This is a genomic window from uncultured Paraglaciecola sp., assembly GCF_937123705.1.
GTDB lineage: Bacteria > Pseudomonadota > Gammaproteobacteria > Enterobacterales > Alteromonadaceae > Paraglaciecola.
Window position 1 is genome coordinate 59,980 of the sequence record NZ_CAKZKO010000012.1, and the last position, 14,813, is coordinate 74,792.

A 14,813-nucleotide genomic window follows, 5' to 3' on the forward strand; every position below is an offset into this window, starting at 1 on the left:
CCAAGGAGAACATCATGCCTAAAGCAACAATAGCTTTATTGATTTACGCCAGTGTCGCTACATTTCGCCGAGCCGGCCATGGCTTTACCGACCAAGGCAGCGCCTTTAATGCTGACCATTTCAGTGAAAAGCAACTTGCTGCCATTCACGCCGAGCCGCGATTGTCAGTTAAAGAAGTGCCCATTGATGCCATCCCCGAAGGCGTGGATACCTCAGACCTTAGTGTGGAATCGGTGGCAACAGCTAAAGCGGACGCAAAAGCGAAACCGGAAAAAGCGCCTGCCGCGAAAGCCAAACCTGCCCCGGCTAAAGAGTAGGTTAGCCTAATGTATTGCAGCATTGAAGACATGGTTAATCGTTTTGATGTGAATGAGCTTATCCAACTGACTAGCTCTAACAGCCAAGGCGTGATCAATCAGTCAGTCATCGAAGCTGCAATACGTGATGCCAGCAATTTAATTGACGGCTACATAAGCGGCAGGTACACCCTGCCCTTATCTAACGTGCCAGCTGTGCTCACTAAAATTTGTGCCGATCTTGCCAGGTATAACCTTTACGACAATGCCGTAAGTGAAGTGGTTGAAAAAAACTACAAAGCCGCCCTCGACTTTTTAATGAACGTAGGCAAAGGCACATTAAAGCTAGGGTTGAGCAGCGATAGTCAAGCTCCAGCGTCTGATGAATCCATTGAAATGTCATCATCTGGCACTGTGTTTGGTCGCGCAGATAGCAAAGGGTTTATCTAATGCTGTTAACCGACATTCAAACCCGCATTAAACCGTGTTTTAAACGGGTTAATAGCGCAGTAAATATTCGCGAAGCCATTAAGCAGCCACTGAACTTATCAGATGCAGCCTTTGTTGTACCGGTATCAGAACGCCCCGCTGGCAATAGCCGCGACGTGGATATTGGCAATCCGTTACAAGAAGCCGCCATCACCTTTGGTGTGGTAATGGGCATTCAAAGCATTAACGACCCAACCGGCGAAAACGGCCTTGTGGCCCTTGAGCAAAAGCGCAAGCAAGTAAGAGAAAAACTGTATGGCTACGCACCGACTGACCACGAGCCTATTTTATTAGGTGCCGGTGATTTAGTGGCATTTGTGCCAAACGGGGTTTGGTGGATAGACCGTTTTACAACCGTAACTTGGTATCAAGGCCAAGCCCAATAGGAGTTATTTATGATCATAGTCACCAACCCAATTGAAAAACCAGTGGTATGTGGCGCAATTAAATTTGCACCAGGTGAAACCCAATTTAAAAACGCTGATTTAAGCCAAGCAAAACTGGCACAAATTAGCAGCCACCCTCGCCTTAAATGGGTAAAAGTTCAAGATAAGCCAGTTGATAAAAAAGGGGCTAAATAATGTCGATAACACCCGGTTACAAATCTAAAGCCCGCTTTATGCAAGTGGGCATAAAACGCCCTGCTGACGCAAAAGGCATTGACTACATTGCAGAAGGTGTAACACCGCTCGCCATCCAAACCAATGGGCTGACTACCACCAGTTGGGAGTCAGAACAAATAAGCCGTGATTTAGACAATGGCAAAAACGGCGCGCAACCTGTTATTCACACAGGCGAAATGATTAGCGTTAGCGGTGCGGTTGAAATGGCGGGCAGTGGCAGCGCCAACACCCCAGCTGCATGGTCGCCTCTTATGGAAATGTCGGGTTACGACATTAATACCAGCACAGCAACCGAAGTCAGCCATAACCGCATATTGACAGCTGAAGATGAACTCGACGGTACCATTTATTTTAGATGGCAAGGCATGTATCACATTTTGCTGGCAGGCAAAGTGACATTAGGTACCTCAGCCAAAATTGGTGAAATTGGCAAAATCAATTTTGAAGCCAAAGGCGTCTATGGCGGCACACTTGAAGGCGCGATGCCAAATGGCGACTTTAGCGCCTTTGTACAACCTGTGCAGCTTAGCACTGCCAACACCAGCTTTAGTTTAGATGGCCAGTTACTCAACATGTTTGAGTTTGAAATGGCGCAAAACAATGCCATCGAAATCGATGAAGGTACTGAGCTTAAGCAAGTATTTATCAGCGACTGGGCCGAAGAAGGCAAAGTGATTATCGAGCAACCCGCTCTTTCAACCTTTGACCCCTTTGCCATTGCTCGCGTCAATACCCTACTGCCCTTTGAATTCACCCACGGTTTAACCACTGGAAATATCTTTAAACAGTCTTCCACTGGCGTGCAAATTATGTCGGTTGATCCCGGTGAACATAAAGGTAAAGCAACGTGGGAGTTAGGACTGCGAGTGATAACCGGCCACGACTCGATTATCACCACACTGTAATACACCACCAAGAGAGCCACAGGAATCAAAAGTGGCTTATTTAAAGGCAGGGACGCCACCCTTTTAATTAAAACCAGAGAACCAAAATGGCATTTGTACTAGCAAAAAAACGCATCGTAAACGAGTGGCCGGTGGCTATCGAAATCGCAACAAGAGGTGGCGACACTGCCACTTTACATTGCAGCGCTGACTTCGAAATTATTCCCCAAGATGAATACAACAAGCTCATGAATAACGACATTGAGTTATTAAGCCGAGTGGTTGTGGGATTTGGTGCCGACATTCAACACGAAGACGGCTCGCCTATACCGTGCAATACAGAGGGTAAAAAAGCGCTATTCGGTAGTGGTGGTGATGTTCGGAAAGGTTTTTTAAATGCCTATTACTCAGCCAATAGCGGCATTGTTGAAAAAAACTTGAAAGGGTCGCGCGCTTCATCGCAACCGGCCCGCAAAAGCCGCAAAAAGAAATAGACGAACTGCGCCAAGAGATGGCGCGAATGGGCGCAACTGAAGAGCAAATTCAGCAGCGCCTTGGGCACTTGAAGCCAGACGATGACTGTGAAGTGCTCGAAGAAAACATGCCAATAGTTCATTGGTTTATTCAAGTCCATAACGACGGGTTATTAAAATATGTGGGTAGCGCTTGTTTAGGTCTTGACGTACAGGCAATTCAGTCTGACCTAACCCTAAGCGCCACTAAACGTAAACCAAACGAATACCAAGGACTAAAACTCATGGCTCGTGTTTATAGCAACGAACTTTACCAGCAAAAGGCTAAGCAGCAATAATGAGCGACATAGTAGTAGGCATAAGACTAAAAGCAGACGGCTCAGGCTTGGTGGGTCAAATGACTAGTGCCAAAGGCAAGGTGACTGAGTTTGGAAATGCCACACACAATGTCAGCAAACAAGCTAACACTGCCAGCAAAAACATTGACCAAATGGGTAATGCCACCGAACAGCTGAAACGCAAAGTAGTGGGATTAGGTGCACTTTTAGCTAGCGGTTTTGCAGTGCGAGACTTAACACGTTTTGCCGATGAAGCCACAAATATAAAAAACAAAATAAATGACGTAACAGACTCAGCTGAAAAGCAAGCAGCTATGCAACAAACCTTACTTGCTACTGCCAATGCCACTCGCAGTGGCTTGTCTGCCACTACCGATTTATACGCCACACTTAGCCGCAATGCTCGTGAGCTGGTTAAAACCGACCAAGACTTAGTTGATATTACGGCAACAATAACCAAGTCCTTTGCCCTAAGTGGTGCAACTACCGCTGAAGCCGACGGAGCTATTAGACAACTAAGTCAGGGTTTGGCGGCGGGTGCATTGCGAGGTGACGAGTTTAATTCTGTGGCTGAAGGTGCCCCAGAGATTATGCGAGCTATTGCCAAAGAAACCGGCAAGACCACTGGAGAGTTGCGCGAATTTGCCGCCACTGGTGGGATTACCGCCGAAATTGTGGTAAATGCTCTGCAAGGTGCAGCCCAAGGCATAGATGCCCGCTTTAGTAAAATGACGGCGAGCTTGTCCAGCAGCATGACGGTTGTGCAAAATAATCTAATTGATTACATAGGCACTCAGAACGAAGCGCTAGGGGTGACAGAAAGCTTAGGCGCAGGACTTGTTAATTTGTCTGAAAATCTCGATACAGTGCAAGATGTATTGGTGTTATCTGCGACAGTCATGGCCGGGCGCTATGTAGGTGCAATTGTAGCTGCTACAGCGGCTAAAGCGGCATTGGTTCGTCAAGAACTACTAAGTACTGCCGCGATGACAACAGGCAGAGCAGGCCTTGGCCGAAAAGTTGTCGCATTAAATGCCAGCACCATAGCCACTAATGCATTAACCATTAGTACTCGCGGCTTAAATGCTGCCATGGGCTTTTTAGGTGGCCCCGTTGGACTAGCCATTACAGCCGCAGCTGCTCTAGTTTACTTTGGCTCTGAATCCAATACTGCTAAAGAAAAAACCGCAGAATTAACGACTGAAATTGACAAGTTAGTTTCAAAATATATCAGTCTAAATGATGTTGGCCGTAAAATTGAGTTAAGCAAGTTAACTGAAAAAGAAGAAATTGCTCGCTCTAAAATTTTGGCATTGCAAGAAAAGATTGCTGAACAAGAACAGAAGTCAAAAAACCGTGGTCCTTCTACAAATCAATTTTCAGGCATTGGTGACGCGGTAGGTATTGCTAAGTTACAAGCTGAAATAGGGGAGTTAGACAAAACCTTAACCGAAATAAGTCAAAAGAAAAAAGCACTATTTGATAGCACCTTTAATGTAGATGACATTAAAACTCAAGTAGCAGCTAATAATGCCGCATTTAAAGCGGCAAATGACGAGCAGTTGTCATCCGCAATTGCTGCCTACCAAAATCAAACAGAAGCATTCGACCGAGAATTACAGCTACGCGAAGCCGTAGTAAAAGGGCAGTTAACCAAAGAAGAGGCTGCGATTTATAGTAGTTTGTATAGGCAGCAAGATGCTAACACCCGCCAATATGAGCAACTTGAACAAAAAATATCGGATTTTTACGCTAAAGAAATTGAAAAAGCAGGCACTAATAAAGATGCCATCATCGCGTTAGAGCAGGAAAAAGCCAACAAACTTGCTGAAATCAAGCAAATCAGCCGAGACCAAGACCAACTTTTACAACAAGATTTTGCAGCTGAATTAAACGTTAGTGTTAATGCTGAAGATCCCGAGCTTGATAGTTTACGCGAAAGCTTACTTAGCCAAGAAGACTTAATAGGTCAACATTTGCAACAAAAGCATGCCCTTTTGGCCAATGCTTACGCCCAAGGCAAATTGCAAGAAGATGAATTTATCAGTCTTAGTCTTGCCGCTAACCAGCAATACCACAATGAACTAGACGCCTATAACAATGCCCGCGCCAATATGATGCTTAGCAGCGGCCAGCAAATATTTGGTGGTATGGCAGATTTGGCCAAGTCATTCGGTGGTGAGCAAAGCAAAGCATACAAAGCCATGTTTGCGGTACAAAAAGGGTTTGCCATTGCGCAGGGCGTTTTAAATTTATCTACTGCAATTAGTAATGCTAGTGCCGCGCAACCTTGGTATATGGCAATCCCTGCAATGGCGAATGCTGCTGCACAAGGTGCTCAATTAGTATCCACCATCAAAGGCGCGAGCTACGCTGGTCAAGCACATGACGGTTTGCGCCGCGTAGATAACGAAGGTACCTATGTTGTACGTAAAGACGAAATGGTACTTAACCCCAAACAGCGCGAAAACTTTGAGCAAGTAGTTGACGCTACCACAGGCAATGGCCGTGTTGCTGCCAATAGCCCTGTTTACCACTTTAGCCCGCAAATCAGTATTGATGCCACCAATGCCACACCAGGCATGGAAGATAAAATTCGCCAGCAAGTCGATATGAGCCTAAAAGAATTTGATGCCGAGTTACAACGAGACTTTGCCACTAATGGCCGTCGTAGCAGAATGTTGAGGGCGGGCTAATGCAGATATTCGATTTCCCCACATTCACAGCAGAGTTTATGCCTAGCAACAGCGATGCTTTTATTGTTGCTAACAGTGAAATGAACATCAGTAAAATTAATGGCAGCCAGCGTATTAGCGAAAACCCTGGTGAAGGCTGGGAAGTAAACTACAAGTTTGGCGTTATGCATCCAAGCCAAGCTAGAGCCGTAAAAGGCTTGTTGCAAAAGCTGCGAGGCCACAAAAACGCAGTACGTCTGCTAGACACCAACTACAGCCATATTGGCGCGTGGGCTTCTGGGCTTACGGTAGATGGCGCTAACCAATACGGCCTTAGCATAAACATAAAAAATGCACCGCCTAACACCACAATTGCCTACGCCACTGACCGCTTTAAGCTAACCCAAGTGCATGAGTTAACAGAAGATGCTGTAACCAATGCCTCGGGTAAATGCACCTTAAAGCTGGCCAACGAAGTGCGAGAGCCCACCACAGTTAATCAGCCAATTATCACTGCCCTAAATCAGTTGTTTATGACTTGCCGCTGGGCCGACCCCATGCAAATAAAACAATTCAAGGGTCGCGCCAGGCTTTATCGCAATATCACTTTAGATTTTTTGGAGCAACGATGATTGATCGCGGTTTTAGTCATGACGCAATCACCGCCTTGCAGCAAAGCGAAGTTGCCGTGTTGCTGTTTGTTGATATCGACTGGCCCGGTGGCCGCGTTCGTGCTCACACCGGGTTAGGTACCCGCACTTTTCAAGGCCAAGACTACATAGGTGTAGGTGAATTTGGCGGCGTAAGCGAAGTGGTTGAAGCAGCCAACAATAGCCCCAACCAAATCAGGTTAACCCTAAAAGTGCTTGATGCCTCGGTAGTGGGCTTGGTAATGAACAACTCGCCAGAAGGCCGCGAAGTTGCGGTGCATATGGCGGTGTTAAATGACGACAGAGTGATTGAACACGAAGTGCCATTTGTAGTTGATGGCAACGTAGCCAGCTTTGATATACAGCGTGGCGACTTAAGCAAAGACATTCCCTATGTCATGCAAATTACCTGTAGCGACTGGTTTGAGCGTTGGAGCCGCCCACCCGAAAGCGCCCGCACCACCGACAGCGCACAACAACACTTGCACCCGGGAGACCGCATTTTCGACTTAACAGAAGTGATCGCCGCCGCCCCTCTTTCAGCCATGCCGATGAAAAATGTCACTGACTGGGAAAAACGACGAGAGGAGAAGTTCGGATGATTAACCGTTTAGTCGACTATTTAAAAGCCCAGCAAAACGTAACTTTTCAATGGGGTGTAAATGATTGCTGTTTGTTTGCAAGCGCGGGGGTGTTAGCAACAACTGGATTTGATCCAATGCAACAGTGGCGCGGCAAATACACAACAGAAACAGGTGCAATGAGATTGCTTAAAAAGCACGGTGGCGGCAGTGTTAAAGCTGCTTTTACTCACGTTTTTGGGGAGCTTAAACCCCGTTTAAACGCCCGTTGTGGAGACTTAGCATTGGTGGATACTGAACTTGGTGACGCAGTAGGTATTGTACACGCCTGCCGTGTTTGGGTGATGTCGCCAACTGGATTAACTAACTTGCCAATTTCACAAGCAAAAGGTATTTGGCAAGTTAACAAGGAGTGTAAATAGTGCCTCCCGTTATTCTAGCAGTCGCTGCCGTAGCTGCTTACAGCGGAGCATACCAGCTCGCTGTCGCCCTATTGTTTTCTGCCATATCTATGGCGATGGCTGACGACGAACCCGATTTTGACAATAATGCGGTTAACCCAGTTGACGCCCAAGAAATCACAACATCAGCCAATCAACCCAGAAAAGTGATATATGGTGAAGCCATTGTTGGTGGTCAAATTATTGGTTACAGAAAAATTAGAGATGGTATTCATAATTATCATTACATGGTTATCAATATTGCTGGGCATTCGTGCCAATCCGTTGAAATATATGAAATAGACGGTGTTAAACCTGTTGACCTCATTGAATCAGTAGATGCAACCTACCACCTAGGCGACCAAACCCAAGCTGTACCTTTTGCCGTTGAAAACATTGAAGATTGGACAGAACAGCATGTGGGCTTTGGGTTAACTAATGCTTACTTAAAAATAAAAATTGATCCCGATGTGTTTCCTAACGGCGTCAACCAAATAAAATTTAAAGTAAAAGGTAAGCGCATTTACGACCCGCGCCAAGATGCAACGAAAGGCGGCAGTGGCGCACAACGAGCAGATGACAGTACAACATGGCAATGGAGTGATAACGCCATTTTATGTAACTATGATTACGTTAGAAATCACGGCTACAGACCAATCCCCGCTAGGCGTATACCATGGGACTTTGTAGCGCTTACCGCTAACTATTGCGACGCGCCCGTAGATTATTTGGATGCAGACGGTGCCACTCAAACCGAATCAAGATTTACCTGTAACGGCGTATTAACGAACACCCTCAAACCCGGTGATAGTTTAAAGAGTCTGTTGTCTACATGTGGCGCTAAAATATATCGCCCTAATGGCCAAATTTATATAAAACCCGCCATGTATGGTGGCCCTGCCACTATTACACTCACCCCTGACGACTTTGTCACTCAGCCAAATTATCAACCATCGCGCCCAGAAAACGGCCGTTATAACTTGGTGCGCCCAGAATACGTTGAACCCTCGTTAAAGTATCAAATAACCGGAGCGCCTGTAGTAACTCATGCAGCCTATGTTGCTAGCGATGGGGTTGAACTAGACGCACCGTTAAAACTTTACCTAACGAACAGCCGTACTATGGCTCAACGATTAGGTAAGCGCTATTTAGAGCGCTCGCGCGCAGGCTTTACTGGTGCATTGGAAGTGGCGGGTATTCGCTTGGATATCGCCCCTGGCATGGTAATAAAATACCTTGATCCACAAACCGGCATTGACCGCGAATTTGTAGTTCAAGATTTCAAAGTAGATGTAGAAAACAAACAAACCATTTTGTCTGTTGAAGAAGAGTCGGTGCAGATCCACGCTGAAGACGTATACGCACAAATTACCTTGCTGCCCAATACATCTCTACCCGACACAACGGTAATAAGCGAAGTAAAAAACGTTACCTACACCCCAAAAACTGACGCATTCAGACAAGGTGTGTTGGCGTGGGATCATGATGTGCCGTCGACAGTTGTTAACTGTGTAGTGCTAATTGCTACGGAAGCCGCACCCACTGTAGTAGTTAAAAAATACAGCGTTGTTGGTTTTGAAGTAGACATTGCCGGATTAGTGGCGGGTGAATATGTTGTTGTGATTAAGCCATTCAATCGGTTTGGTCGCTCACCCAGTTCATTAACCACTCATGATTTACAAGTAAATGTGGTTGTTACACCAACTAATTTGCCTAGCGTATCGTCTAGACCAGGATTTATTAGTGTTACCCCGGTTGCGCCTTTGTCTGTGGCTGCCTATTACGAGTTTAAGCACTTTGATGCTGTCGATTCGACTGTAGTGTTAAGTGGTGCAAAAAATTCTATTACCATTTTTGATGTTAAGCCCGATGTAACTTATTCAATCAGTTATCGATTATATGACCAACTGTTAAACGAGCATGGAGATTGGATAGAGGTTGATGTAAACGGTATCGAAAAAGTCACTTATATTTGGTACGTATATGCCGATGATGACACAGGTACCGGCATATCATTATCACCCACCAATAAAGCATATTTTGGTATTGCTGCTGGTCGCAGCGTGAGCACGGTGAGCATTGCTGATCCATCTATATTTGATTATTACCCGCAACCGGCTGGCGGTGGCGGAAGTGCTGGGATTACGGCGCAGCTGTCGGAAACGGCGGGTTTTGTGAATGTTGAAGCTGATGGCAGCGGTGCCAGTTTCACAGGAGTGGCCACAACTTTATCAATTATTGTTGGCATGATTAATGACACAGCGGCATGGACTGTATCTGTGTCTGAAAGCAGTGGCGTGTCGGGTTCGTTAACGGGGCATACCTATTCAGTTACTGATTTAACCGGCGATATAGGTACGGTTACTTTTACCGCAACAAGATCAGGACAACCTACATTTGTCCGAGTATTTACCATTATAAAAATCAAAAATGGCGAAGAAGGGATCTCAGCATTTCAGTCTTGGCTAAACAATGGAAATACCGGTGACATAGATGATTTTTTAGCGGACTTAAATGGTAGTGACGGCTTTGATGGAAACGAATGGTTTTATATTTCGTCAGGCGCACCAAGCAGCGGTATTGGCAAAGTAAACGATTTTGCACTGTCAACTGGCCGCTATGTGTACCAAAAAACAGGCGCATCAACCTGGACATATCGTTATGACTTAAAAGGTAATACAGGCTCTCCAGGGATATCGGCTTATCAAGTATGGTTAAATAATGGTAACTCTGGAAATGAATCGGCCTTCTTGGCTGATCTTAATGGTAATGACGGCTTTGATGGCAACGAATGGTTTTATGTTTCGTCAGGCGCACCAAGCGGCGGTATTGGCAAAGTAAACGATTTTGCACTGTCAACTGGTCGCTATGTGTACCAAAAAACAGGCGCATCAACCTGGACATATCGTTATGACTTAAAAGGTGCCAATGGTTCCAATGGATCCAATGGCTCACCCGGTTCAAATGGCAGCGACGGAGCCGATGGATTATCTGCATATCAAATTTGGTTGAACAATGGTAATTCTGGCAGCATTTCTGCATTTCTTGCTGATCTAAATGGCAATGACGGTTTTGATGGTAACGAGTGGTTTTATATTTCGTCAGGCGCACCAAGTGGCGGGCTTGGCAAAGTAAACGATTTTGCGTTATCTGCTGGTCGATATGTCTATCAAAAGACTGGGTCGTCAAGTTGGTCATACCGCTATGACTTGAAAGGTGAAGATGGCTCTCAGGGCCCAGCGGGACCTATTGGCCCTCCGGGCGAACAAGGCCCTTCAGGTGATGCGGAAGTTTTCTCTATTGCTGGCACAACAACAAATATATCAAGTGGTGGCGGGGCTATTCAGGGTCAGTCGGTCTACCTTGAAGCGGGTACCTATAAGGTTGATATGGAAATACAAGCCAGTGCAGGCACCGCTTCTAACACATTTCTAAACCTTGAAATTGCATGGCGCAGAGGCACATCTACCGTGTCGGGTAGGTACGATTCTGATATAGGCTTTAAGTTCCCACAAGCGACTGTTAGTTACCATGGCACCACTTACTTGTCAGCAGGTACGTACTCTCTTTGGGCGAAACTAACTGGCTCCGATATTTACTCCGAGGTTGCGACTGGTTACATGACTGCGGAGAAACAATAATGAGAAAGCATTACACAATAATAAACGGGGGTGTGCAAAGAACTGTTGTGAGCCTCATTGATAAAGTTGTTGAGGGCGAAGTTGTGACCGCTGACGATCAGTTATTAGAATTGCTCCAACAAGGTGATACGTATATCGATGGCGCCTTCCCTGCTGAAATGTACAAACTGATTGATGGTGCACCCGTAGAACTTGTTCCAGGAGATATTCCGGCGACGAATAAATATCCTACTGCCGAGCAACAAATTGATGCCACATTAGTTGATGTAAAAACAAGTGGTATCGCCACACAAGCCATCCTTCCCCCTATGTATTTATGGACAAAAGATGACGCTAAAAATGCCATTGACCAAGCCGCTGGCCGAGCACGAGTCAGAGCAGTTAGCCAGGGCCACTTAGTCGACATGGAATACCAATTGGCTGAGCGCCAAGTTAAAGAATGGCGAGCAGCGAGTAGCCCAGAAAACGATGTGCCGCAATCGTTAAGTGTATGGGCTACAGCAAGCGGTTTAACAGTTGAAATGGCCGCACAAAACATTGAGTCCACAGCATTACAATGGCAAGCAGCACTGCTTGGTATCCGTTCACTTAGGTTACTAGGTAAAGCCGCTGTAGACGCCGAGCAAGTTGATTTTACTACCACCGCTAACAATTACATTAACCAATTAAATGCAGTAGGCACCTAACTTTGTGCCGCAGCGTTTAACCAAGGAGATTAACATGAAATATTTAATGATTTTTTTAACTGCTATTTTATTAAGTGCGTGTAGTTCGACTTTGCCGCCAGAGGTTTTAACGGCGTTAACTAAGGAACAAGTCGCAAACCCTGACGCAAATACGTTTGTTATGAAAGGTGACTGGGAGTGTAAATCGCCATCAAAAGATTGTGAAATAAGGGTGCCGTTGGGTGGTAATTCGCTGGATTCATCGACAGAACGAATGCGGCTGCTAGTGAGTTACTACAACAATCAAGACACTGCGCTGGATTGGTTTCGAGCATTTACGCCGTTCTTATCTCAAAGCTTAAGCATCTGGGATAACAGCCGTAGAGATAAGCGCCATAACGACTTTTTGCTGCAACAACTTGCATCACAAACCAATGAGCAAGTAGCGCTATACGACATGATTAGTCAGATGTCTGTTAGTTCTAACTCCGCAAGCGCAAATATTGCTAATTCAGGGTTTGAAAGTTTAGGGGGTTTAGCGACAAGCAACGCTTCAACGTTTGAGTCGGCGTTTAACGCTCAGGGCGAAACAACGCGCAGTATATTTGAGTTTTTGCCCGACAGTGGCGACGTCATCAGCAATAACTATTCATATGATTTCAACGACTCATTTAAGCAGTATGCCGACTCGTTTAACCCATCAACTGAAACCATAAACCAAGCATTGCAGCCAATAAATTGGGAAGGCCTAGCATCATTTGCTGATGTTTTGAAACCTGCGCCAGTGATTGAATCTGAAGATCCGGAGCCAGCACCATGATTAATTGGATTAAAGCTAAAATTGGATTGGTGTTAATAGTTATTAACTGGTTAAGTTTAATCGCTATTTTCCTTCCGTTTATCGTTTTCACAAAGCTATACGACTTGAAAACGACACCAGAGTATAGCTGGTTTAGGCAGATATTCTTGGCTCACGATTACTTTGTAAACGTGATTTTAGGTGGCACTCACAATACCTATATTTCTAGCTTACTAGGTCATTTACATAAAACAAAAAGCAAAAGTGGAACATTGGTCGCCTTGGCAGTAAATAAAATTTTTTACATTGCTGATGGGCAAGTTAACCACTGTATAAAATCAATGAAAAAAACCGATAGATATGATTTCAGCGCTCGTAGAGGATTAGGTGGGACGGTTGCTTATTGGCTTAGTCTGTATGCCACGTTCTCATTTTTGTCTTGGTTGTTTGGGTAAATTATGACTTTGCCAAAGGTCGAGTTTAAGGATTTAAATATAGACGTTGAATACGAAATTCTTGGTGCAAATTTTAAATTTTTCGATCACAAAAGTAACGTCTATTGGGGTTCGTGCAACATCAGCACAGGTGATGCACAACACGGCGTTATAAAGGCCCTGATGACTCCGCGTTTATCTTTTGCAAAACGCAGAAAACTGAACATTGCGATTAGACGAGCAATGCAGCTAATTTGTTATGAAACCAGTTCGTATCAACGGAAAAAACAGGGCAAATTATTAAATAGTAGAGTGGAGTAAAATATGGCATTAAAAGATTTTTTAGACACGGCAAACGCTGATGACGCAATAGCCCGTACTGAAGCTAGAGCGCATGAAATTACTTTGTACAATAAAATAGGCGGTAATAAAGCGGGTCAGTTTTTTAGTCTGATGGGTGTATTGGACGCTATCGAAGACAATCAGCAAAATAAAACCGTAGTTCAAGCAATTCCAGGAGTGGACACGACAATCGGCGCTTTGTGTCGAACAATCGTGAATACAATAAAAGGTGGGACATTTGCAACCGATCCAAATGACCCTGCTGGTGATGGGCAGCTTAACAGAGGAGCTTCGGCAGTTCTCGTCGCTAAAAATATCTATAGCCAGTTTGTTTCAAACGAGTTTTTCAAAATATCAGAAAACCCTGTCAAACCTTATCCTAATACTACACTCTACGACGTATTAAAAGTTCGTAACAAATGTCCAACTGTTGATGTAAACCATGCTAATGACTATGTGGTTATCAGCACCACGGCAGATTGTGAACGCCATAACCCCGCACTCTACGGCTACAACCCCCGAACTGAGCAATGGCAGCGTATTGGTAGTTTCTCAGGTGTAGAATTAGCAGGTAAATATGATTTACGAATAGCGAGAGAGTGGCGTACAGCACAGCTTAAAGTTGATGATGCGTATGGCGTGGTAGAGGCTGTTTAAGTGGCTACGGTATTAACATTTCAGATTAGAGCCAGTGGTGGTGACTACACTACGCTATCTGCTGCAATATCTGCTAACGCTAAAAATCTAGTAGCAGCAGATGAGTCGCATGTTTTTGAAATGTACAACGACTGGCCTCTTGGACTGGACGATGACACACCGTTTGTCGGGTACACGACTGGCGCTACAAACACTATCACAATCACATCTCCCGAAAGCGAGCGTAACGACGGTGTTGACGTAACAACAGGTTTTCATTTTTCTGATGCCAGTGGAATATTACGTCCCATCTCAACTGCGAACCATGTAACAGTTGAATATATTGGTTTTAAATCGTGCGTCACACCCCTAAATAGGCAGAACGGTGGTTTTAAAAACGCTGTTATTGATAGCTGTATATTTGACAGTTGCTCGGGACCGGGTGTAATAAATTTCTTGGGTGCCCCACTTGGCGTTATCACTAGGAATCTATCTATATCATCTTCATCGGATTCTTTTTTGTCTGTATGTGAAGTGGTAGGGAATACTATTGTTAATTCGGGGTATAGGGGGATTGTATCAGGTGGCGGCGTAGTTACTGATAATTTCGTTTTCGGCAGCAGCAGCGTAGACATTAGCAATCAAGGTGGTACACACTCAAACAACGCAACAGGTGACAGCACAGCAAGCGGAGTATCACCATACAAAAACCGCACAACTGGTGATTTTGCAGACTACGCAGCGGGAGACTACCGAACAAGCCAGAATAGTGCATTAGCCACAGCGGGATTAAACGGGGCAATAGGTTACGCAACGGATGCAAGCGGAGCATCAGCACCAACTGGCA

The 14,813-nt window shown here is 45.1% G+C and carries 18 protein-coding genes; all 18 read left to right on the top strand.

Annotation, left to right across the window (positions count from 1 at the left end):
* The first annotated feature begins 14 nt into the window (after positions 1–14).
* Positions 15–317 (top strand): HI1506-related protein, encoded by a 303-nt coding sequence (locus tag Q0688_RS02710; protein ID WP_299072879.1) that lies wholly within the window; start codon positions 15–17, stop codon positions 315–317.
* A gap of 9 nt (positions 318–326) precedes the next feature.
* Entirely contained in the window at positions 327–746 is a 420-nt protein-coding gene (locus tag Q0688_RS02715; RefSeq protein WP_299072882.1) for a phage protein Gp36 family protein, read from the top strand.
* Positions 746–1,171: a hypothetical protein gene (locus tag Q0688_RS02720; protein ID WP_299072885.1), complete on the top strand. Its 426-nt coding sequence runs from the start codon at positions 746–748 to the stop codon at positions 1,169–1,171. The genes Q0688_RS02715 and Q0688_RS02720 overlap by 1 nt, the downstream gene beginning before the upstream one ends.
* Positions 1,172–1,180: 9 nt before the next feature.
* Positions 1,181–1,366 carry a hypothetical protein gene (locus Q0688_RS02725; RefSeq protein WP_299072888.1) on the top strand — a complete coding sequence of 62 codons (186 nt, stop codon included), beginning with the start codon at positions 1,181–1,183 and terminating at the stop codon, positions 1,364–1,366.
* Complete coding sequence (locus Q0688_RS02730; RefSeq protein WP_299072891.1) at positions 1,366–2,313, top strand: hypothetical protein; 948 nt, start codon at positions 1,366–1,368, stop codon at positions 2,311–2,313. Before Q0688_RS02725 ends, Q0688_RS02730 begins: the two co-directional genes overlap by 1 nt.
* 86 nt (positions 2,314–2,399) lie before the next feature.
* The gene (locus Q0688_RS02735) at positions 2,400–2,786 is read left to right on the top strand and encodes a hypothetical protein (protein ID WP_299072894.1); all 387 of its coding nucleotides are present in this window, start codon (positions 2,400–2,402) and stop codon (positions 2,784–2,786) included.
* Positions 2,787–2,812: 26 nt separating this feature from the next.
* A complete protein-coding gene (locus Q0688_RS02740) occupies positions 2,813–3,103 on the top strand; it encodes a hypothetical protein (protein WP_299072897.1) in 291 nt (96 codons plus the stop codon).
* Entirely contained in the window at positions 3,103–5,799 is a 2,697-nt protein-coding gene (locus Q0688_RS02745; RefSeq protein ID WP_299072900.1) for a tape measure protein, read from the top strand. The genes Q0688_RS02740 and Q0688_RS02745 overlap by 1 nt, the downstream gene beginning before the upstream one ends.
* On the top strand, positions 5,799–6,410 hold the full coding sequence (locus Q0688_RS02750) for a hypothetical protein (RefSeq protein ID WP_299072902.1): 612 nt from the start codon (positions 5,799–5,801) through the stop codon (positions 6,408–6,410). Before Q0688_RS02745 ends, Q0688_RS02750 begins: the two co-directional genes overlap by 1 nt.
* The gene (locus Q0688_RS02755) at positions 6,407–7,030 is read left to right on the top strand and encodes a hypothetical protein (protein ID WP_299072905.1); all 624 of its coding nucleotides are present in this window, start codon (positions 6,407–6,409) and stop codon (positions 7,028–7,030) included. The genes Q0688_RS02750 and Q0688_RS02755 overlap by 4 nt, the downstream gene beginning before the upstream one ends.
* A complete protein-coding gene (locus Q0688_RS02760) occupies positions 7,027–7,431 on the top strand; it encodes a hypothetical protein (protein ID WP_299072908.1) in 405 nt (134 codons plus the stop codon). The genes Q0688_RS02755 and Q0688_RS02760 overlap by 4 nt, the downstream gene beginning before the upstream one ends.
* Positions 7,431–11,090 (top strand): phage tail protein, encoded by a 3,660-nt coding sequence (locus Q0688_RS02765; protein ID WP_299072911.1) that lies wholly within the window; start codon positions 7,431–7,433, stop codon positions 11,088–11,090. The genes Q0688_RS02760 and Q0688_RS02765 overlap by 1 nt, the downstream gene beginning before the upstream one ends.
* A gap of 47 nt (positions 11,091–11,137) precedes the next feature.
* Positions 11,138–11,776, top strand: a complete 639-nt coding sequence (locus Q0688_RS02770) for a hypothetical protein (RefSeq protein ID WP_299072913.1) — start codon at positions 11,138–11,140, stop codon at positions 11,774–11,776.
* A 34-nt stretch (positions 11,777–11,810) separates the two neighbouring features.
* On the top strand, positions 11,811–12,575 hold the full coding sequence (locus Q0688_RS02775; RefSeq protein WP_299072916.1) for a hypothetical protein: 765 nt from the start codon (positions 11,811–11,813) through the stop codon (positions 12,573–12,575).
* Positions 12,572–13,009, top strand: coding sequence for a hypothetical protein (locus Q0688_RS02780; protein WP_299072919.1), 438 nt, complete (start codon positions 12,572–12,574; stop codon positions 13,007–13,009). Before Q0688_RS02775 ends, Q0688_RS02780 begins: the two co-directional genes overlap by 4 nt.
* A 3-nt stretch (positions 13,010–13,012) precedes the next feature.
* Positions 13,013–13,309 (top strand): hypothetical protein, encoded by a 297-nt coding sequence (locus Q0688_RS02785; protein ID WP_299072922.1) that lies wholly within the window; start codon positions 13,013–13,015, stop codon positions 13,307–13,309.
* Positions 13,310–13,312: 3 nt separating this feature from the next.
* Entirely contained in the window at positions 13,313–13,987 is a 675-nt protein-coding gene (locus tag Q0688_RS02790; RefSeq protein WP_299072925.1) for a hypothetical protein, read from the top strand.
* The coding region (locus Q0688_RS02795; RefSeq protein WP_299072927.1) for a hypothetical protein at positions 13,988–14,813 on the top strand (826 nt) is incomplete at its 3' end.

Coding starts and splice junctions, on each gene's coding strand:
- Q0688_RS02730 (WP_299072891.1), top strand. CDS start 1,366: ATGTCGATAACACCCGGTTACAAATCTAAAGCCCGCTTTATGCAAGTG.
- Q0688_RS02780 (WP_299072919.1), top strand. CDS start 12,572: ATGATTAATTGGATTAAAGCTAAAATTGGATTGGTGTTAATAGTTATT.
- Q0688_RS02740 (WP_299072897.1), top strand. CDS start 2,813: ATGGGCGCAACTGAAGAGCAAATTCAGCAGCGCCTTGGGCACTTGAAG.
- Q0688_RS02790 (WP_299072925.1), top strand. CDS start 13,313: ATGGCATTAAAAGATTTTTTAGACACGGCAAACGCTGATGACGCAATA.
- Q0688_RS02745 (WP_299072900.1), top strand. CDS start 3,103: ATGAGCGACATAGTAGTAGGCATAAGACTAAAAGCAGACGGCTCAGGC.
- Q0688_RS02785 (WP_299072922.1), top strand. CDS start 13,013: ATGACTTTGCCAAAGGTCGAGTTTAAGGATTTAAATATAGACGTTGAA.
- Q0688_RS02720 (WP_299072885.1), top strand. CDS start 746: ATGCTGTTAACCGACATTCAAACCCGCATTAAACCGTGTTTTAAACGG.
- Q0688_RS02775 (WP_299072916.1), top strand. CDS start 11,811: ATGAAATATTTAATGATTTTTTTAACTGCTATTTTATTAAGTGCGTGT.
- Q0688_RS02735 (WP_299072894.1), top strand. CDS start 2,400: ATGGCATTTGTACTAGCAAAAAAACGCATCGTAAACGAGTGGCCGGTG.
- Q0688_RS02725 (WP_299072888.1), top strand. CDS start 1,181: ATGATCATAGTCACCAACCCAATTGAAAAACCAGTGGTATGTGGCGCA.
- Q0688_RS02760 (WP_299072908.1), top strand. CDS start 7,027: ATGATTAACCGTTTAGTCGACTATTTAAAAGCCCAGCAAAACGTAACT.
- Q0688_RS02710 (WP_299072879.1), top strand. CDS start 15: ATGCCTAAAGCAACAATAGCTTTATTGATTTACGCCAGTGTCGCTACA.
- Q0688_RS02755 (WP_299072905.1), top strand. CDS start 6,407: ATGATTGATCGCGGTTTTAGTCATGACGCAATCACCGCCTTGCAGCAA.
- Q0688_RS02715 (WP_299072882.1), top strand. CDS start 327: ATGTATTGCAGCATTGAAGACATGGTTAATCGTTTTGATGTGAATGAG.
- Q0688_RS02750 (WP_299072902.1), top strand. CDS start 5,799: ATGCAGATATTCGATTTCCCCACATTCACAGCAGAGTTTATGCCTAGC.